Origin of the sequence: Cytobacillus sp. S13-E01 (assembly GCF_029193815.1) — a bacterium.
Classification (GTDB): Bacteria; Bacillota; Bacilli; order Bacillales; family Bacillaceae_L; genus Bacillus_BV.
On the sequence record NZ_JARFVC010000016.1, the window covers coordinates 40,800 to 61,335 of the forward strand.

Genomic DNA, 20,536 nt, shown 5'->3' on the forward strand with positions numbered 1-20,536 from the left:
TTGAACTATTATCAAGCATTAAAAGTTGGCACACTTCTTGCTTGTATAAATTATGGATCCTGCAAATCAATCAATTTTTTAGAAGGGGTTGAAAAATTCATCGTGCAATTAGACTCACTTATTTTTAAAGCAACCCAATTAACTGGTAAAACGGTTGCAGTTGCTGCTGCAGAGGATGAAGAGGTTTTAGAAGCAATCGTTGAAGCATGTAATAAAAAACTAGCAAATTTCCTTCTTTATGGAGACAGAGAAACAATAACCGATCTGTTAAAGAAAAAGGATCCAGAATTACTTAAATCAGCTGCTATAAAAATATTTCATACAATTTCCAATGATAAATCAGCAGAATTAGCTGTAAAAGCCGTTAATTCGAGAGATGCCGATGTATTAATGAAAGGTAATTTGTCAACTGCAACCATTTTGAAAGCGGTTTTAAATAAAGACTATGGACTTAGAACAGGGAATGTTTTATCACACACGGCTGTTTTTGAAGTTCCCGGATATGATCGATTCACAATCATTACAGATGCGGCTATGAATATTGAGCCGGACCTTGAGCAAAAGGTACAGATCATAGGTAACGCAGTAAAGATTGCACGTTCAATTGGGATCGAAGAACCTAAAGTTGCACTTATTGCAGCAGTTGAGGTCGTTAATCCGGCCATGCAAGCAACGATTGATGCAGCAGTTCTAACTCAAATGAATCGGCGCGGACAAATAAAGAACTGTATCGTTGATGGTCCTCTTGGTCTTGATAATGCTGTTTCACTTGTAGCCGCTAAGCATAAAGGAATAACGAGTGATGTTGCAGGAAAAGCAGATATTTTACTTGTTCCGACAATTGAGGTTGGTAACGCACTATATAAATCATTGATTTATTTTGCAAATGCAAAGGTTGGTGCCGTTATAGCTGGTGCTAAAGTACCGATTGTATTAACATCCAGGGCTGATTCTGCAGAAAGTAAATTATATTCGTTAGCTTTAGCAGTTTGCTCTGCTTAAAATTTATTTTTTTAATTTGATTAGGGGGAGAATTACAGATGGAAATCTTCAAGTATATGGAAAAGTATGATTATGAGCAATTAGTATTTTGTCAAGACAAGCAATCAGGGTTAAAAGCAATTATTGCGATTCATGATACAACTCTTGGTCCGGCATTAGGTGGGACGCGCATGTGGACATACGAATCAGAAGAAGCAGCAATTGAAGATGCACTTCGTCTTGCAAAAGGTATGACTTATAAAAATGCAGCAGCAGGCTTAAATCTTGGTGGAGGAAAAACGGTAATAATTGGTGATCCTCGTAAAGATAAAAATGAAGAATTATTCCGCGCCTTTGGTCGTTATATCCAAGGATTAAATGGTCGCTATATTACAGCAGAAGATGTAGGAACTACAGTTGCTGATATGGATCTTATTCACGAAGAAACAGATTACGTTACTGGAATCTCACCTGCCTTTGGTTCTTCGGGAAATCCATCGCCAGTAACAGCTTACGGTGTATACCGTGGTATGAAAGCTGCAGCGAAAGAGGCATTTGGTTCTGATTCTCTAGAAGGCAAAGTTATTGCAGTTCAAGGTGTTGGAAACGTAGCGTACAATCTTTGTAAACACCTCCATGAAGAAGGCGCACAATTAATTGTGACAGATATCAATAAAGAGGCTGTAAACCGTGCAGTAGAGGATTTTGGCGCTAAGGCAGTAGATATTAATGAAATCTATAGTGTAGATTGCGATATTTATGCCCCGTGTGCTCTAGGTGCAACAATTAATGATGATACAATTCCATTGATTAAAGCGAAGGTAATTGCTGGAGCAGCTAATAACCAACTTCGGGAAACAAGACATGGTGATATTATCCATGAAATGGGTATTGTTTATGCACCAGATTATGTGATCAATGCTGGTGGGGTTATTAATGTAGCAGACGAGTTATATGGGTATAACCTTGAAAGAGCGATGAAAAAGGTAGAAACAATTTATGACAATATCGAAAAAGTAATTAATATTGCAAAACGCGATGGTATACCAACATATGTAGCGGCTGATCGTTTAGCTGAAGAGCGTATTGAAAGAATGAGAAATTCACGCAGTCAATTTCTGCAAAATGGACAACACATTTTAAGTCGCAGGTAAATGTATTTTGTAGATAAAGAGCAGGTGCTAGTAATGTACAGCTCTTTATCTATAGGTTTCTATAAGTTTATAAATAAAGAAATTTTGAGGTGATTTTAATACTTTCACCTTTTGGAGGTTTCAAAGTTGCAGGAAAAAGAATTTCGGATTCTCGTTATCAACCCAGGTTCAACATCAACGAAAATTGGAGTGTTTGAAAATGAACTCTCTATGTTTGAGAAGACGATTCGACATGATAGTGAAAAAATTAATTCGTTTGATAGCATAATTGATCAATATGAGTTTAGAAAAAACACAATTTTAGAAGCTTTAGATAACGAAGGTATGAATATTTCAAAATTAAGTGCGGTATGTGGTCGAGGGGGACTACTACGACCAATCGAAGGCGGTACATACAAGGTAAATGATCAAATGTTACAGGATCTTAAAGCTGGCTTTGCGGGTCAGCATGCTTCCAACCTTGGAGGGATACTGGCATTTGAAATTGCTTCAGGATTAAATATCCCATCTTTTATTGTTGATCCAGTTGTTGTTGATGAACTGGCCCCGATTGCCCGTATTTCAGGATTTTCTTTAATTGAACGTAAAAGTATCTTTCATGCTTTAAATCAAAAAGCTGTTGCAAGAAGAGTATCTAAAGAGCTTGGCCGAAAATATGAGGATTTACATTTAATTGTTACTCATATGGGCGGAGGTATTACTGTTGGTGTTCATAAAAACGGACGAGTAATTGAAGTCAATAATGGTCTCCATGGAGATGGACCATTTAGCCCTGAACGTGCGGGTACTGTCCCAGCAGGCGACTTAGTAGCATTATGCTATTCAGGTCATTATTACCGTGAAGAAATTATGAAAAAGCTTGTTGGTCAAGGTGGACTTGTCGGATATCTTGGTACAAATGATGCAATAAAAGTAGAGCAAATGATTAGTGCGGGCGATGAACAAGCAAAGCTAGTATACAGCGCTATGGCCTATCAAGTAGCGAAAGAAATTGGTGCTGCAAGTAGTGTTCTAGCTGGCAAAGTTGATGCAATCATCTTAACTGGTGGACTAGCATACGGTAAAGATTTCGTTAATGAGATTGCGGCTCAAGTAAACTGGATTGCAGATGTGATTGTTGAGCCAGGTGAAAATGAACTCCAAGCATTGGCAGAGGGTGCACTGCGTGTCTTAAGCGGTGAGGAAACCGAAAAAGATTATCCGGGCCAACCCATTCAGAATAAAGTAACTCAATAATGAAGGGAGAGAATTAAAAATGGCGACAGAATATGATTTAGTTATCGTCGGTGGTGGTACAGGCGGTTATGTTGCAGCTATCCGCGCTTCACAGCTCGGTATAAAGGTTGCGGTTGTTGAAAAAGGGAAGCTTGGCGGAACATGCCTTCATGCCGGTTGTATCCCCAGTAAAGCATTACTAAGAAGTGCAGAAGTATATGCAACAACAAAACGAAGTGAAGAATTTGGGGTGATCGCTAGTGATGTATCCTTGGATTTCTCAAAAGTTCAAGCAAGAAAAGAACAGATTACAGCTCAGCTTTATAAAGGTGTACAACATTTAATGAAGCAAGGGAAAATTGATGTTTACGAAGGAACTGGGCGCATTTTAGGACCTTCTATTTTCTCTCCAATGCCAGGTACCATTTCTGTTGAAATGAATAATGGCGAAGAAAATGAAATGTTAATACCTAAAAATGTAATCATTGCAACTGGCTCTAGACCACGTACATTACCAGGACTTGAGGCTGACGGTGAATTTGTTATGACTTCTGATGAAGCACTATCAATGAAAGAATTACCTAACTCGGTCATTATTGTTGGTGGTGGAGTAATTGGGATTGAGTGGGCTTCAATGCTAGTCGATTTTGGTCTAGAAGTAACGGTATTAGAATATGCTGACCGGATTCTGCCAACTGAAGATAAAGAAGTTTCAAAAGAAATGCAGCGTCTTATGAAGAAAAAGGGCGTTAAAATTGTCACAGGTGCTAAGGTTCTTCCAGAAACTCTTGAAAAGGCAGAAGGAGTAACTATAAAAGCTGAACACAAAGGGGAGCAAAAAGCCTTCACAGCAGATAAGCTTCTTGTTTCAGTTGGGCGCCAAGCAAATGTTGAGGGTATTGGCATTGAAAATACAGATATCGTTATTGAAAAAGGCTATATTGTTACAAATGAATTTTATCAAACGAAGGAATCACATATATATGCAATTGGGGATGTTATTGGAGGTTTACAACTCGCTCATGTTGCATCACATGAAGGTATAGTTGCAGTAGAACATATGGCTAATGAAAAGGTAATTCCGATTGACTATTCATTGGTTTCAAAATGTGTATACAGTAATCCTGAGGTTGCTAGTGTTGGTTATACTGAGGCCGAAGCAAATGAAAAAGGTTTTAATGTTAAAACTGGTAAATTTTCATTCAGAGCAATTGGCAAGGCGCTTGTCTTTGGAGAATCAGATGGGTTTGTAAAACTAGTCGTAGATGAGGATACTGATGATTTATTAGGGGTACATATGATTGGACCGCATGTAACCGATATGATTTCTGAAGCAGGACTTGCACGTGTGCTGGATGCAACTCCTTGGGAAGTTGCACATACTATTCATCCACATCCAACATTGTCTGAGGCAATTGGTGAAGCAGCTTTAGCGGTTTATGGTAAAGCTATTCATTCATAATCATTTAAAAATTTTTAAAAAATAGGAGGTACTTGATATGACAGAAAATCGTCATCAGGCTTTAGGGTTAAATGATGAAAATGTTCTTGATATGTATGAAACGATGCTTTTGGCACGCCGAATTGATGAGCGTATGTGGTTGTTAAACCGCGCAGGCAAAATTCCATTTGTAATTTCTTGCCAAGGACAAGAGGCGGCTCAAGTTGGTGCGGCGTTTGCCTTAGATCGTGAAAAAGATTATGCCTTACCATATTACCGTGATATGGGAGTAGTACTTGCATTTGGGATGACTGCGAAAGAATTGATGCTTTCAGGATTTGCAAAAGCAGAAGATCCAAATTCAGGTGGACGTCAGATGCCTGGTCACTTCGGACAGAAGAAAAATCGAATCGTTACTGGTTCTTCTCCTGTTACAACCCAAGTACCGCACGCCGTAGGTATTGCATTAGCTGGAAAGATGGAAAACAAAGACCTTGTTACCTTTGTTACCTTTGGGGAAGGATCGTCAAACCAAGGTGATTTCCATGAAGGTGCTAACTTTGCTGGTGTTCATAAACTTCCTGTCATTTTCATGTGTGAAAATAATAAATATGCGATTTCTGTCCCAATTGAAAAACAGTTAGCTTGTGAAAATGTGTCAGACCGTGCTATCGGATATGGTATGCCTGGAGTTACTGTGGATGGTAATGACCCGCTAGAAGTTTACAAAGCGGTAAAAGAAGCGGCTGATCGTGGCCGCCGTGGGGAAGGACCAACTTTAGTTGAAGCGATTTCATACCGTTTAACGCCGCACTCAAGTGATGATGATGATCGAAGCTACCGTGAACAAGAAGAAGTAGCAGAAGCAAAAAGAAAAGATCCAATCATCCTCTTCTCAGCTTATCTAAAAGAAGTTGGAGTATTAACAGGTGAGCTAGAAAAGGAAATTAATGACCGCGTTATGAATCTGGTGAATCAAGCAACAGATTATGCAGAGAGCGCTCCATATGCAGAACCAGAAGCTGCACTAAAGCACGTTTATGCTGAATAAGTAAGGGGGAGAAAATCAGATGCCTGTTATTTCATATATTGATGCCGTTACAATGGCAATTCGTGAAGAAATGGAAAGAGATCCTAAGGTTTTTGTATTAGGCGAAGACGTAGGTAAAAAAGGTGGAGTTTTTAAAGCTACACAAGGACTGTATGACCAGTTTGGAGAAGACCGTGTAATTGATACGCCATTAGCAGAATCAGCTATTGCTGGTGTTGGAATTGGTGCTGCAATGTATGGTATGAGGCCTATTGCAGAAATGCAATTTGCTGACTTTATTATGCCCGCAGTAAACCAAATCATTTCCGAAGCAGCAAAAATTAGATATCGTTCAAACAATGATTGGCAATGTCCAATCACCATTCGTGCTCCATATGGCGGCGGTGTTCATGGTGCTCTTTATCATTCACAATCAGTTGAGGCAGTGTTTGCGAGCCAACCTGGACTTAAAATTGTTATGCCTTCGACACCATATGATGTAAAAGGATTACTTAAGGCAGCAATTCGTGATAATGATCCAGTATTATTTTTTGAACATAAGCGTGCATACCGTTTAATTAAAGGTGAAGTACCTGAGGACGACTATGTACTACCAATTGGGAAAGCAGACGTTAAGCGCGAAGGTGAAGACATCACGGTTATTACATATGGCTTATGTGTGCATTTTGCTTTACAAGCGGCAGAAAGACTGGCGAAGGATGGCATCTCAGCACATATCCTTGACCTGCGTACAGTTTATCCTTTAGATAAAGAAGCCATTATCAAAGCTGCTTCAAAAACAGGTAAAGTGCTTCTCGTTACGGAAGATAATAAAGAAGGTAGTATTATGGGTGAAGTATCAGCTATAATTGCTGAAAATTGCTTATTTGAACTTGATGCACCAATTAAGCGTTTAGCGGGGCCAGATGTACCGGCAATGCCATACGCTCCTACAATGGAAAAATTCTTTATGGTTAATCCAGATAAAGTAGAAAAAGCAATGCGTGAACTTGCCGAATTTTAAAGAAGTATAGTAGTGCAAGGTACTAAACTACATAAAAGTGCCTACCCATAAAGAGGAGGTTTAACAAGTGGCAATTGAAAAAATAACAATGCCTCAACTAGGTGAAAGTGTGACTGAGGGAACAATTAGCAAATGGCTTGTCTCGGTTGGCGATAAAGTAAATAAATACGATCCATTAGCAGAGGTCATGACCGATAAAGTAAATGCTGAAGTTCCTTCTTCTTTTTCAGGAACAATAAAAGAACTAATTGCAGAAGAAGGGGAAACCTTGGCAGTTGGTGAGGTTGTTTGTGTAATCGAAACTGAAGGTGGCGGCTCGGTAGCTAAAGAAAATACTCAAGTGGCTCAAGAAGCGGCTGTTACAAATGTAGTGGAACAAGCTAATGATGCTGATAAACCAAATAAACGTCGTTATTCTCCAGCAGTTTTAAGACTGTCACAAGAACATAATATTGACCTAGAGTTACTAGAGGGTACTGGTGCAGGTGGTCGTATTACCCGAAAAGATATTTTAAAAGTAATTGAGTCAGGAAATATACCTACTGCTGCTCCTAAAAAAGAGCAAGCAGAAGCTAGTAGTAAAGCTTTGGAGCAGGTAGAAAAAACTCCCGCGGCTTTTGCACCTACGGCTCAATCACCAGTAAAACAAGCAGTTTCTGCCCCTGTCATTCCTGTTCAACCAGGCGATATTGAAATACCTGTAACGGGTGTTCGTAAGGCGATTGCAGCAAATATGCTTCGCAGTAAACATGAAGCACCACATGCATGGACAATGATTGAGGTAGATGCAACTCATTTAGTTGACTATCGTAATTCAATTAAAAATGAATTCAAACAAAAAGAAGGCTTTAACATAACATTCTTTGCATTTTTTGTAAAAGCAGTAGCACAGGCGTTAAAAGAATTCCCACAAATTAACTCAATGTGGGCAGGGGATAAAATCATCCAAAAGAAAGACATTAATATCTCAATCGCAGTAGCTACAGATGATGCGCTATTCGTTCCAGTAATTAAGCTTGCTGATGAGAAAACAATCAAAGGCATTGCACGTGAAATTACAGAATTGGCTTCTAAGGTACGTGCTGGAAAATTAAAGTCTGATGAAATGCAGGGTGGTACATTTACAGTGAATAACACTGGTTCATTTGGATCTGTTCAGTCAATGGGAATTATAAACTACCCGCAGGCAGCTATTTTACAGGTTGAATCAATTGTTAAACGCCCGGTAGTTATGAATAACGGAATGATAGCAGTACGTGATATGGTAAATATTTGTATGTCATTGGATCATCGTGTACTAGATGGCTTAGTATGTGGTCGATTCTTAGCTCGTGTCAAAGAAATCATCGAAAATACATCAAAAGAAAATACATCTGTTTATTAACTTTTAGTTTCGCACATAGCAACAACGCGATTTATCCCCAAGCAACTTTTAAGTACGTTGAAGAAAGAGGGAAAAGAAAAACGCTGTCGCAAAAGAATAAATCGTTCCGTTTTGAGGTGCAAAACGGAAAATTGACATTATAAATGGCCTACGAATCGACGTATGCCATTTTTTTTTATATAGGGATTTATAATACCTCTTATAGTAAAATAAAACCACTAATGACAAAATAAATTTAAAGGAGAATGCTTATTGGACACTCAAAATTAAGTGTCAATTGGGATATCCATTCTTACACATTTCCATATACATCAGAAGTCATCTCCTAAATTTAGTGACCAGCGATAGTTAAAATAAGAGGAAATTTTCCGGTTAAATTACGTAATAAGGCTTGGTTCAGGGTATATAAGCGGAGGTTTTCCGCTTAAGCAATGCAAAATGATCGCATTTTGACGTTTTTTGTGTAAATAGTCGGAATCCCTCCGTCTATTTAAGCTATTTTAAGTGCTATTTCGTAATTAAGAGAAATTTCTCCGCTTATTTATTAATCCATTCTGATTCCCTCATCTCTTGGTCCTTGTGGATTCGCTCTTTCTTTTTATTTATGGGTGTCAAAGAGGTGTCAAATCTGTTGTCAGATTGCACGCCTGTTTCATTGTAATTTATAGGATTTGCACCTCAAAACGGTTCCCTTTAGCAAAAGAAACACCCGTTATTTTGAGGTTATTGTGGACTATGATGGTGTTTAAAAAATATTATCTAACTTGGTAAAGGGTTTAACTATTGTTTTAACGATTGCTAGTTTAACAGTGATATACTAAAATTAATAAGAGAATAATATTTAATTAAATGAAAGCGATTACGCGTAAAGGGGGCAGTATATTGGAAAAAGTTGAATCATTGAAAGCGCAGAAGTTTCCTACTGTCAATTATCAAAGCTGGCGAGAAGAAGCTGAAAAGACGTTAAAGGGAAAACCTGTAGAAAAGCTGTCAACTTGTACATATGAGGATATTAGTTTAAAACCGATTTATACAAAAGAGGATACTGCTGAACTTGAACATATGAATGACTTACCTGGTTTGCCGTACTTTAAGCGCGGTGTTGAAAAGCTTGGATATGTTACAAATCCTTGGAAAGTAAGTCAAGAAATAGCATCAGCAACAATTCATGATGCAAACGCTATTCTGAAACATGACCTTGCACGTGGTCAAACAATGGTTAACATGTTTGTTAACCACAGTCAACATAAACCTAATAGGGGCATCACTATCTTAACACTTAAAGACTTAACGGCTTTGTTTGAAGGAATAACTATCAATAAATATCCACTTTTGATCGATACAGATTTATGTTCACTGCCATTTACTTCATTATTAATTGCATACTGTAACGAAAAAAACATTTCTCTTGAAAGTATAAATGGAACGATTGGAATGGATCCTTTAGGTTCGTTTGTTTCAGAAGGGAAGCTTTCTATACCACTTAAGAAATTGTATGACATCATGGCATTGCAACTTACTTGGGCAAAAGAAAGCGCTCCTCAATTACGTACAATTCTAGTCAAAGGCCAGCCATATCACAATGGAGGTGCAAGTGCTGTCCAAGAGCTTGCGTTTACACTTGCTGCAGGGGTTGACTATATACAGGAATGTCAAAATAGAGGTTTAACAATTGACGATATTACTCCAAGAATGTTGTTTTCATTTTCAGTAGGTTCCAATTTATTTATGGAAGTTGCTAAATTAAGAGCTGCAAGACTACTTTGGACTAAAGTTGTTGAAGCATATGATGGAAATGATGATTCAAAAAAAATGAACATCCATGCTCGTACCTCTTCATATACAAAAACAGTTTATGATCCATATGTAAACATGCTCAGGTCGACTACAGAAGCTTTTGCTGCAGCAATTGGAGGAGTAGAAAGTCTACATGTATCAACATTTGATGAGGCATTAAGAAATTCGAATGATTTTTCACGAAGAATTGCAAGAAACACTCAAATTATCCTGCAAGAAGAATCCCACTTAAACAAAGTTGTAGATCCTGCGGGAGGTTCGTGGTATATCGAAACATTAACGAGCGAAGTTGCTGATAAAGCATGGAGTCTATTTCAACAAGTTGAGGATAAAGGTGGATTTTTTAAAGCTTTACAAGAAGGCTTTATTCAAAGTGAAATAAAGAATGTATCTGAAACGAAACAAGAAAATGTAAAGTCTCGTAAGGATAAAATTGTTGGAACTAATTTTTATGCAAACTTGTCTGAAAAACCGTTAACTAGCAGTGCTGAACGTTTATCAGTAAGTAACGAAACGATACGCCGTTTACAAGTTAATGAAGCCATTAACAAAGAGTTAGGTAATGCGATTAATGAAAATGATGAAACGCTCGTTAAATTAAGTGTGGAATTTCTTTCTAGTGGAGCATCAGTGGAGGAGCTGCTATCCCTTTTTAAAGAAAGCAGTAGTGAAGGTGTTGAGCCATTAGTAGCTCATAGATTAGCAGAGCCATTTGAAGAATTACGCAACGCAGCGATTGTCTTTAAGAATTCAACGGGTGATTGGCCAAAAATCGGGTTAATAAATTTAGGACCAATTTCCATCCACAAACCGCGCGCTGATTTTATCACAGGATTTTTTGAAGCAGGTGGCTTTCAAGTTGTTAAGAACGCTGGGTACCAATCTATTGAAGAAGCGGTTCAAGGTTACCGCTCAACCAATCTTTCTACAAACGTTATTTGTGGATCGGATGAGCTGTATGCGGAAATGGTCGAAGAGCTTGTGACTAAAATCAAAGCTATCAATCCAAAAACAACATTATTTGTCGCTGGAAAGCAGGCAACACATGTTGGAGAACAGTTTGTTAACGCTGGTGTATCTGACTTTATTCATATCAAATCAAATTGCTATGACGTTTTAAAGAAACTACAACTAGAAATGGGGGTACGATAAATGAGTAAGAGACCCGATTTCTCAACGCTAAATTGGCGCACTAAGGAAACCACTACAAATGAAAAAGATTGGCGTCAAAGTGTGGAAGATGAAATAGAGAAATCAATTGACGACCTTCTATTTGAAACAAATGAACAAATTGCGATTAAGCCATTATATACAAGTGAGGATTGTAAGGATTTTGAGCATCTAGATTATATGCCTGGAATACCGCCGTTTTTACGAGGACCATATCCAACGATGTATGTTAATCGACCTTGGACCGTAAGGCAATATGCAGGATTCTCAACTGCTGAAGAAAGTAATGCTTTCTATCGTCGGAACTTAGCAATGGGGCAAAAGGGCTTATCTGTAGCATTTGATCTAGCAACACATCGTGGCTATGATTCTGATCATCCTCGAGTAGTTGGTGATGTTGGAAAAGCAGGTGTCGCAATTGATTCTATCCTGGATATGAAAGTATTGTTTGATGGCATTCCACTTGATGAAATGTCAGTATCAATGACGATGAATGGGGCAGTATTGCCTATTATGGCTTTTTATATCGTCACAGCCGAAGAACAAGGGGTAAGTCAGGAAAAGTTAACAGGTACGATCCAAAATGATATTTTAAAAGAATATATGGTTCGTAATACGTATATTTATCCACCAGAAACATCAATGCAAATTATTGCCGATATTTTTGAATACACCTCAAAGAATATGCCGAAGTTTAATAGTATTAGTATTTCAGGCTATCATATGCAAGAAGCGGGTGCCCCAGCTGACCTTGAACTAGCTTATACATTAGCAGATGGCCTTGAATATGTTCGAACAGGAATTGATGCAGGAATTGGAATCGATTCATTTGCACCACGTTTATCTTTTTTCTGGGCAATTGGAATGAATTATTTTATGGAAGTAGCAAAAATGAGAGCAGCACGTCTTATCTGGGCAAAAATGATGAAGCAATTTAAACCTGAAAATCCAAAGTCACTAGCTCTACGTACACATTCTCAAACGTCCGGGTGGAGTTTAACAGAGCAAGATCCATATAATAATGTCACCAGAACATGTATTGAAGCATTGGCAGCAGCATTAGGACATACTCAATCCCTACACACGAATGCACTTGATGAAGCGATTGCTTTACCAACTGATTTCTCAGCTAGAATTGCTCGTAATACACAATTGTATTTACAGGATGAAACAGGGATTTGTAATGTGATAGACCCTTGGGGTGGATCCTATTATGTTGAAACACTAACAAATGAATTGATGAATCGTGCATGGGAACATATTGAGGAGATTGAAGCATTAGGTGGTATGGCAAAAGCGATTGAAACAGGCTTGCCAAAAATGCGAATTGAAGAAGCGGCTGCAAGACGTCAGGCGAAAATTGATTCTGGAAAAGAGTCAATAATCGGCGTTAATAAGTACCGCTTAGACAAGGAAGATCCGTTAGATATCTTAGATATAGATAATACTACCGTTCGTTTAAAACAAATAGAGAATCTAGAAAAATTACGTGCTACAAGAGATGAAACTAAAGTTCAAGAAACCTTAGCTGCTATAACTGAGGCTTTAGAAACAGGCAAAGGTAATTTATTAGAACTTGCTGTAAATGCTGCTAGAGCCAGAGCTAGCTTAGGTGAAATTTCGGATGCGATAGAAAAAGTAGCAAAGCGCCATAAAGCTGTTATCCGTTCAATAAGCGGTGTATATAGTGCAGAATTTTCTAATGAAGAAGAAATCATAAAAGTAAAAGACATGGCAGATGAATTTTTAGAGCAGGAAGGCCGTCGTCCAAGGATTTTGATCGCCAAAATGGGTCAGGACGGACATGACCGCGGGGCAAAGGTTATTGCAACGGCATTTGCCGACTTAGGCTTTGATGTGGATATCGGACCATTATTCCAAACCCCAGAAGAAACAGCACTACAGGCTGTTGAAAATGATGTTCATGTGGTTGGAATGAGTTCGCTCGCAGCAGGTCACAAAACATTGCTGCCACAGTTAATCGAAGAGCTCCGTAAGCTTGGACGTGAAGATATTTTAGTTGTAGCTGGAGGCGTCATTCCTGCACAAGACTATGATTACCTAAGAGAACAGGGGGCGGCCGCTATTTTTGGACCTGGCACAGTTATTCCTGTAGCCGCTCAGAAAGTGATTGAGGAAATATATCGTCGTCTTGGCTATGAGGAAGTGGAATAAGGCCATGGATAATGATCGATATCGTCCTGAATGGGTTCCTAAAGATGGTACAGATGATGGTGGGTTTACAACAAATGTGATGAAAGGGGTAAACGATGGGCATGATGGAATGGTATTAAATAATGCTCCTAATCGTAACAAATTTGTAAAAAAACAGGAGCGGACAGTAGATGAATTTGTTCAAGGTGTTCTAAATAATGATAGGACGATACTTGCGCAAGCGATTACCTTAGTTGAAAGCAATGCTGCAAAACATGTAGAAAAAGCACAAGAGGTAATAAATTACCTACTCCCGCACGTTGGCAACTCGATTAGAATTGGAATTACTGGTGTCCCAGGAGCGGGCAAAAGTACGTTTATAGAAAGCTTTGGTAAATACCTTTGTGGTAAAGGACACCGAGTTGCTGTTTTAGCAGTTGATCCAAGTAGTAGTGTAACAGGTGGCAGCATTTTAGGTGATAAAACTAGGATGGAAGAGCTATCCAAAGACCGTAGAGCCTTTGTTCGTCCGTCACCATCTGGCGGTACTTTAGGTGGTGTCAATCGAAAGACGAGGGAAACGATTCTCCTTTGTGAAGCAGCCGGCTTTGATGTCATTCTAGTAGAAACGATTGGTGTTGGACAAAGTGAAATAGTTGTAAGAAGCATGGTAGACTTTTTCATGTTAATAGTCTTAACAGGTGCTGGTGATGAGCTTCAAGGCATGAAAAAAGGTGTGATGGAACTAGCCGATGCACTAGTAATTAACAAAGCCGATGGAGACAACAAACAAAAAGCAAATCGGACAAAAGCTGACTATAATAGAATTCTGCACTATTTAAGACCTGCTACAGAAGGTTGGACAACAAAGGCCCATACCGCCTCAGCCTTGTATGGGGTAGGTATGGATACCCTTTGGGACGTGATACTTCAATTTAGTTCGATAACTAAAGAAAATGGTTATTTTGAGAAAAGGCGTCAAGCTCAACTGAAGGATTGGACTTATGCAATGATAAAGGACCATTTAGTAACTAGTTTCTTCACTAATCCAACTATAAAAGAAAAGCTTCCAATAGCAGAGGCTAGTGTCTTAACGGGACAACAAACAGTTACTTCGGTAGTGAAAGAGCTTCTAGAGTTATATGAAAAATATCAAAAGATGTAATAGACAGATATGCTAAATGAAAAAAGAAGGAAAGCCTATGCTTTCCCCCATGGAGTTTAGGAGTATGGGTCTAGATCTAGATGTATTATTACTTTATCCCATTTGGATACAAAATAAACATCATTAAAATTTGTAAATAGGCGATAGTTATTGATATGATTAGGTTGTAAGATATTTTAAAGAACAAGGAGAGAAATAATATATGAGTATGGATTTTAATCTATTTATGAATGATGTCGTTGTGCAAGCGCGAAAAGAAATCGTTGCAGCTGGATATGACGAATTAAAAACTCCTGAAGAAGTGGATGAAGTACTAAATCGTAAAGGTACAACACTTGTTATGGTAAATTCAGTATGTGGTTGTGCTGGTGGGATTGCTCGTCCATCTGCAGCACATGCAGTCCATTATGACAAACGTCCTGACAATTTGGTTACGGTATTTGCTGGCCAAGATAAAGCAGCAACTGAAAAAGCTAGAGCTTATTTTGAGGGCTATCCACCTTCATCACCTTCATTTGCACTTTTAAAAGACGGAAAGATTCAAACGATGATTGAACGCCATGAAATCGAAGGTCATGAACCAATGGCAGTTGTAACTAAATTACAAGAGGCATTTGATAAATATTGTGAAGAAGTATAAGAAGCTGTAATGGCTTCTTTTTTTTTTATGCTTTTTTGGTGATCAGAATTTATATCCAAAAATTTTAAAACGCATAAATGCAACTAGGCCTCTGTCTTCGCCCTTTGGGCTAATCTGATGCCCGAAATCGCGTAAAAAATAAAAAACGGTAACCAAAAGAGCAATCTGATGCCCGAAATCGCGTAAAAAGTAAAAAACGGTAACCAAAAGAGCAATCTGATGCCCGAAATCACGCAAAAAATAAAAAACGGTAATCAAAAGAGCAATCTGATGCCCGAAATCGCGTAAAAAGTAAAAAACGGTAACCAAAAGAGCAATCTGATGCCCGAAATCGCGTAAAAAGTAAAAAACGGTAACCAAAAGAGCAATCTGATGCCCGAAATCACGCAAAAAATAAAAAACGGTAACCAAAAGAGCAATCTGATGCCCGAAATCACGTAAAAAATAAAAAACGGTAACCAAAAGGGCAATCTGATGCCCGAAATCGCGTAAAAAATAAAAAACGGTAATCAAAAGAGCAATCTGATGCCCGAAATCGCGCAAAAAATAAAAAACGGTAATCAAAAGAGCAATCTGATGCCCGAAATCACGCAAAAAATAAAAAACGGTAATCAAAAGAGCAATCTGATGCCCGAAATCGCGTAAAAAGTAAAAAACGGTAACCAAAAGGGCAATCTATCAGAATTTATATGTTGACCCTTTTTGAATGCATAAAAATTTTTACCTAGTTTAAAGTGTCTGGCTCCGAGCGCCCTGCGTTTTTCTTATATAACCATTCACCATTTATACATTTAAAATTCACTAATATACAATTCCGCGTGCGAGTGTACTATTTAAAAAAAATGATTTATACAGGTTTGTTTTTCATGCTGTAGTAAAGGATTGACTTTAAATGCCTAGATACACGGTTACACTTGGATGGATGCAATGATTTTTTATTCAGAATAAACAATCTATTATTTTATATAAACAATTTATTGCATAATTATTTATATGTGTTAAAATTCATTTTAGTGAATAAATATTAATTTTAAAAAATAAATTGGGGGAAAAAATAATGAAAAATTTTTTAAAGACGGCTGTAATTGCTATTGTACTAGTTAGTATATTGGCAGCTTGTGGACAAGATAGTAAATCAACGAATGGAGACGACAAGAAGGTTTTAGTGATGGGAACTTCAGCAGATTTTCCACCATTTGAAACGAGAGACACTAATGGTGAAATTGTAGGTTTTGATATAGACTTAGCGAAATATATTGCAAATGAACTTGGATATGAACTTGAAATAAAGGATATGAGTTTTGATGGTTTAATCGGTGCGTTACAAGCAAAACGAGTAGACTTTGTTGCCTCAGGGATGTCAGCTACTGAAAAACGAAAAGAAAGCGTTGATTTTTCTACGGAATACCATCGTTCTGGGGAAATGTTCGTAACATTAAAAGATTCAGACATTACTTCTATTGAAGGCATGAATGGCAAAAAGATTGGGGTTCAATTGGGTACGATTCAAGAAGAGGGCGCTAACAAAATCGCAGAAGAAATTGATTTAGAAGTAAAAACATTAAATAAAGTTCCAGATTTAATTCAAGAGTTAAAATCTGGTCGTGTTGATGCTGTATACTTAGACAAAACAGTTGCACAAGGGTATGTTAAAGAACTTGATTTAGCAGGATTTAATGATCCAAATGAAAGTACTCCTGGTATGGCAATTGCATTTCCTAAGGATAGTGAAATAGTTGACTCCTTTACTAAGGTTATTGATGAGATGCAAGAAAATGGTGAACTTGAAAAAATAGCAAAAAAATGGTTAGAATCTGAAGAATAGAAAATAGATAGAAAAGAGGTGTAGGCATGGATTTGGATTTCCTTCGAATCGTGCCTTCTATTCCGTTTATACTAAATGGAATATGGGTCACGTTATTATTTGTATTTGTATCAGCAGTGTTAGGTTTTTTTATTGGAACAATATTATCATTTTTCAAGATTAGTAACATTACTATTTTAAAATGGTTTGCAGAGGCATATACATCCGTGTTCCGTGGCACCCCATTAATTTTGCAATTAATGCTTATCTATTTTGCTACGCCTCAATTAATAGGGTATGACATACCCATGTTTCTTGCAGGAATATTGGCGTTTGGCTTAAATTCAGGTGCGTATATATCAGAAATTATTAGAGCGGGAATTCAAGCAGTTGATAAAGGACAACAAGAAGCTGCAGCAGCCCTGGGCATTCCCTACAAACCTATGATGAAAGATATCATTATGCCACAAGCAATGAAAAATATCTTACCAGCTTTAGTTAATGAGTTCATCACATTAACAAAAGAATCTGCGATTGTTTCAACAATCGGTCTTTTAGACATTATGCGCCGGGCACAAGTGGTTAGCGCTAACACATATACAGCATTTGAGCCTCTATTATTTGCTGGACTTATCTATTATATATTAGTAATGATATTAACGTTGTTTGGTAAGGGTCTTGAACGGAGGTTACGTAGAAGTGAATAAGACTATGAAGGAAGTAACTCACATTAAAATAGACAATTTGAATAAATCGTTTGGGAAATTAGAAGTGCTAAAAGGAATATCAACAACAATTTCAAAAGGTGAAGTAATAGCAATAATTGGTCCATCTGGATCTGGAAAATCTACTTTTTTAAGATGCTTGAATTTACTCGAATCACCTACAGGCGGAAGTGTATGGATTGGTGATCATGAAGTAACAAACCCAAAGGTAGATATTTTGAAAGTTCGTGAAAATGTTGGGATGGTGTTTCAGCACTTTTATTTGTTTCCGCATAAGACAGTGCTCGAAAACATAACATATGCGCCGATAACTGTTAAAGGATTGTCAAACCAAGAAGCAGATGAAAAGGCTAAGGACTTACTAAGACAAGTGGGATTACTAGAAAAAGCATCAGAATACCCATCAAGGTTGTCGGGTGGACAAAAGCAGCGTGTTGCGATTGCACGAGCTTTGGCGATGTCCCCCGAGGTTATGCTCTTTGACGAACCAACCTCGGCCTTAGACCCTGAAATGGTTAAGGAAGTTCTAGAGGTTATGAAATCTCTTGCAAATACTGGCATGACAATGGCTATCGTTACCCATGAAATGGGCTTTGCAAAAGAAGTAGCCGATCGAGTATTATTTTTAGATGATGGGGTACTTGTTGAAGATACTACACCAAATGAATTTTTCATTGCACCAAAAAGCAAACGCGCCCAGGATTTTCTTCAAAAAGTATTATAATCAATAGTTCTGTGTAAGAATGATCTTAAAAGGATCATTCTTTTTTTTAAAAGATAAAAAAGTATAAAAGTTTGTACCTAGTTCTAGTGTCTAGATCCGGGTGCCATCGGCTCTATGGTATAAGCCAATCCGTCCGGAAGGTAAAGAACAACCTTCCAGCCGGCTTGTCTGATGCTTGTCGCCTATAGGCGGGCGCGCCTTTCGCTTTTCTTATTTTACCTTTTTAACCTATAATGAAAGTATGAAACACGGTAGGAGACGAAAAATGTATAAAATAGGTTATCGTACAGCCAAGACTGCGATAGGAACAGCGGCCGCTATTGCAATTGCGCAATTTTTACAATTTGATAATTTTGCCTCAGCTGGAATTTTAACGCTACTTTGTGTACAAGTTACAAAGAAAAAATCGCTGCGGAGTTCATGGGATCGCTTTTTAGCATGTATAATAGGCATCGCCTTTTCATTTGTTATCTTCGAAAGTATTGGATATAATCCGTTAGCTATTGGTATTCTTCTTTTATTTTTCATTCCAACCTTGGTTATGGTAAAGGCGAAAGATGGAATAGCGACTAGTACTGTCATCATTCTTCATATTTTTACATCACAACAGATTACAGCCGGGCTATTGCTTAATGAGATTGGTATTATTTCGATTGGTATTGGAGTCGCTTTACTCGTCAATTTATATATGCCAAGCGTAGAAAGTGAGCTTAAGCGGTATCAGGAAAAAATTGAGGTTAAATTTGGTGTTATTTTTAAAGAAATGGTGAAATATCTTCGTTTACATGATTATAGTTGGGATGGGAAAGAAATTACAGAGACGGAGGAATTGCTCTCAAAAGCGAGCACCCTTGCATTTAGAGATGTTGAAAATCACTTCTTAAGAAATGAAAATATTTACTATCATTACTTTAAAATGAGAGAAAAGCAATTTGAAAATATCGAGCGGATGCTACCAATCATTACTTCTATCACACATTCAGTTGAACAAGGTGAAATGATTGCAGCCTTTTTAGAAGAGATTAGTGAAGCGATACATCCTGGTAATACTGCGATAAAATTTCTAAATAAAATGGAAGATATGAAAAAACAATTTAAAGAGATGGATCTGCCTGATACAAGAGAAGAATTTGAAGCAAGGGCTGCGTTGTTACTGTTTTTAAAGGAAATGGAGCAATATTTACAGATTAAACGATCATTCAGAGACAAATCCTCTTAATTTTTGTATGACCTTACCTTTTTCGAAACACACTAGAGGTAAATGCGTTCAAAGGGTGACCTAGGATGAAACTGCTGCTATCTTTCGTATTAACTATTACACTTTCACCAATTTGGCCATTGGGCCCAAATCCCATAGCAGGTGATCCCTACATTATAATAAATAAGCAAACAAATGAACTGGCTTTTATTAATAAGGGTGATATTCAACAAGTCTATCCAGTAGCAACGGGTGTATTTTCTAATTTGACTCCGGAAGGATCATTTACAGTTGTAGTGAAAGCGGCTGATCCTTACTACCGCAGGAAGAATATCAAGGGTGGATCACCAGATAATCCACTTGGAACGAGATGGATTGGTTTTGATGCTGAGGGTACTGATGGTAGAATTTATGGGATTCACGGAACAAACAATGAACTTTCGATAGGAAAATATGTTTCAAATGGTTGTATAAGAATGCGCAATAAAAACGTTGAAGAACTTTATAATCGTATTCCCCTTGGAACAAAGGTATTTATACACTCGTCTGAAAAAAGTTTTCAAGAAATAGGTAAAGAAAATGGTGCGCTAAAGTAGTAAAAAGGTGACCGGAGTTTAGTGTCGGTCACCTTTTTTAAAAGGTAAGAAAGTATTTGTACCTAGTTGTGGTGTCTAGCTCCAGCGCCTTGTGTTTTTCTTAGTATATAGTATTTTATAGCCACATACTTGCTCCAGCTAACAGTGTTGTAATAACCATTGTGCCAATCATCAAGTAGACTACCAACTTTTGAGTTTTACGAGACATACATTTCCCTCCTAAAACAATGTTTGTACATTATATTCTACATGTAAATGGTTATGTGGACAAGTTGAATTTTCTTCTAATATGTTTTGGACGTATAAACTTGTTCTACAGTTGTTTAAATCTGTG

The 20,536-nt window shown here is 37.7% G+C and carries 18 protein-coding genes; 16 read left to right on the forward strand and 2 right to left on the reverse strand.

Annotation, left to right across the window (positions count from 1 at the left end):
- The first annotated feature begins 102 nt into the window (after positions 1–102).
- From yqiS to PY093_RS11790, 11 genes are all read left to right on the forward strand, one after another.
- Positions 103–1,002: a phosphate butyryltransferase gene (yqiS, locus tag PY093_RS11740; RefSeq protein ID WP_275646059.1), complete on the forward strand. Its 900-nt coding sequence runs from the start codon at positions 103–105 to the stop codon at positions 1,000–1,002.
- Positions 1,003–1,040: 38 nt separating this feature from the next.
- Positions 1,041–2,135, forward strand: coding sequence for a branched-chain amino acid dehydrogenase (gene bcd / locus PY093_RS11745; protein ID WP_275646060.1), 1,095 nt, complete (start codon positions 1,041–1,043; stop codon positions 2,133–2,135).
- Positions 2,136–2,261: 126 nt separating this feature from the next.
- Positions 2,262–3,371 carry a butyrate kinase gene (gene buk / locus PY093_RS11750; protein WP_275646061.1) on the forward strand — a complete coding sequence of 370 codons (1,110 nt, stop codon included), beginning with the start codon at positions 2,262–2,264 and terminating at the stop codon, positions 3,369–3,371.
- 19 nt (positions 3,372–3,390) lie between these two features.
- Positions 3,391–4,812 carry a dihydrolipoyl dehydrogenase gene (gene lpdA, locus PY093_RS11755; protein ID WP_275646062.1) on the forward strand — a complete coding sequence of 474 codons (1,422 nt, stop codon included), beginning with the start codon at positions 3,391–3,393 and terminating at the stop codon, positions 4,810–4,812.
- Between the two features lie 37 nt (positions 4,813–4,849).
- A complete protein-coding gene (locus PY093_RS11760) occupies positions 4,850–5,842 on the forward strand; it encodes a thiamine pyrophosphate-dependent dehydrogenase E1 component subunit alpha (protein ID WP_275646063.1) in 993 nt (330 codons plus the stop codon).
- A 19-nt stretch (positions 5,843–5,861) separates the two neighbouring features.
- Positions 5,862–6,845: an alpha-ketoacid dehydrogenase subunit beta gene (locus tag PY093_RS11765; RefSeq protein ID WP_275646064.1), complete on the forward strand. Its 984-nt coding sequence runs from the start codon at positions 5,862–5,864 to the stop codon at positions 6,843–6,845.
- Between the two features lie 67 nt (positions 6,846–6,912).
- Positions 6,913–8,229, forward strand: a complete 1,317-nt coding sequence (locus PY093_RS11770) for a dihydrolipoamide acetyltransferase family protein (RefSeq protein ID WP_275646065.1) — start codon at positions 6,913–6,915, stop codon at positions 8,227–8,229.
- Between the two features lie 882 nt (positions 8,230–9,111).
- Positions 9,112–11,178 (forward strand): methylmalonyl-CoA mutase family protein, encoded by a 2,067-nt coding sequence (locus tag PY093_RS11775; RefSeq protein ID WP_275646066.1) that lies wholly within the window; start codon positions 9,112–9,114, stop codon positions 11,176–11,178.
- Complete coding sequence (scpA, locus tag PY093_RS11780) at positions 11,179–13,371, forward strand: methylmalonyl-CoA mutase (RefSeq protein WP_275646067.1); 2,193 nt, start codon at positions 11,179–11,181, stop codon at positions 13,369–13,371.
- Positions 13,372–13,375: 4 nt separating this feature from the next.
- Positions 13,376–14,515: a methylmalonyl Co-A mutase-associated GTPase MeaB gene (gene meaB / locus PY093_RS11785; RefSeq protein WP_275646068.1), complete on the forward strand. Its 1,140-nt coding sequence runs from the start codon at positions 13,376–13,378 to the stop codon at positions 14,513–14,515.
- A gap of 202 nt (positions 14,516–14,717) precedes the next feature.
- The gene (locus PY093_RS11790) at positions 14,718–15,155 is read left to right on the forward strand and encodes a BrxA/BrxB family bacilliredoxin (protein WP_275646069.1); all 438 of its coding nucleotides are present in this window, start codon (positions 14,718–14,720) and stop codon (positions 15,153–15,155) included.
- A 42-nt stretch (positions 15,156–15,197) separates the two neighbouring features.
- Here the strand turns inward: PY093_RS11790 and PY093_RS11795 are convergent, their stop codons facing one another.
- Positions 15,198–15,668 (reverse strand): hypothetical protein, encoded by a 471-nt coding sequence (locus PY093_RS11795; RefSeq protein ID WP_275646070.1) that lies wholly within the window; start codon positions 15,666–15,668, stop codon positions 15,198–15,200.
- Positions 15,669–16,212: 544 nt separating this feature from the next.
- On the opposite strand from PY093_RS11795, the gene PY093_RS11800 reads away from it, so the two are divergent.
- The 5 genes from PY093_RS11800 (at position 16,213) to PY093_RS11820 (ending at position 20,202) form a co-directional block, all read left to right on the forward strand.
- The gene (locus tag PY093_RS11800) at positions 16,213–16,980 is read left to right on the forward strand and encodes a basic amino acid ABC transporter substrate-binding protein (RefSeq protein WP_275646071.1); all 768 of its coding nucleotides are present in this window, start codon (positions 16,213–16,215) and stop codon (positions 16,978–16,980) included.
- Between the two features lie 26 nt (positions 16,981–17,006).
- A complete protein-coding gene (locus PY093_RS11805; protein WP_275646072.1) occupies positions 17,007–17,666 on the forward strand; it encodes an amino acid ABC transporter permease in 660 nt (219 codons plus the stop codon).
- A gap of 4 nt (positions 17,667–17,670) precedes the next feature.
- Positions 17,671–18,408: an amino acid ABC transporter ATP-binding protein gene (locus PY093_RS11810; RefSeq protein WP_275646092.1), complete on the forward strand. Its 738-nt coding sequence runs from the start codon at positions 17,671–17,673 to the stop codon at positions 18,406–18,408.
- Positions 18,409–18,673: 265 nt separating this feature from the next.
- Complete coding sequence (locus PY093_RS11815) at positions 18,674–19,627, forward strand: aromatic acid exporter family protein (RefSeq protein ID WP_275646073.1); 954 nt, start codon at positions 18,674–18,676, stop codon at positions 19,625–19,627.
- A 65-nt stretch (positions 19,628–19,692) separates the two neighbouring features.
- The gene (locus PY093_RS11820; protein WP_275646074.1) at positions 19,693–20,202 is read left to right on the forward strand and encodes a L,D-transpeptidase; all 510 of its coding nucleotides are present in this window, start codon (positions 19,693–19,695) and stop codon (positions 20,200–20,202) included.
- 115 nt (positions 20,203–20,317) lie between these two features.
- Here the strand turns inward: PY093_RS11820 and prli42 are convergent, their stop codons facing one another.
- A complete protein-coding gene (gene prli42 / locus PY093_RS11825) occupies positions 20,318–20,410 on the reverse strand; it encodes a stressosome-associated protein Prli42 (RefSeq protein ID WP_275646075.1) in 93 nt (30 codons plus the stop codon).
- Positions 20,411–20,536: the final 126 nt, after the last annotated feature.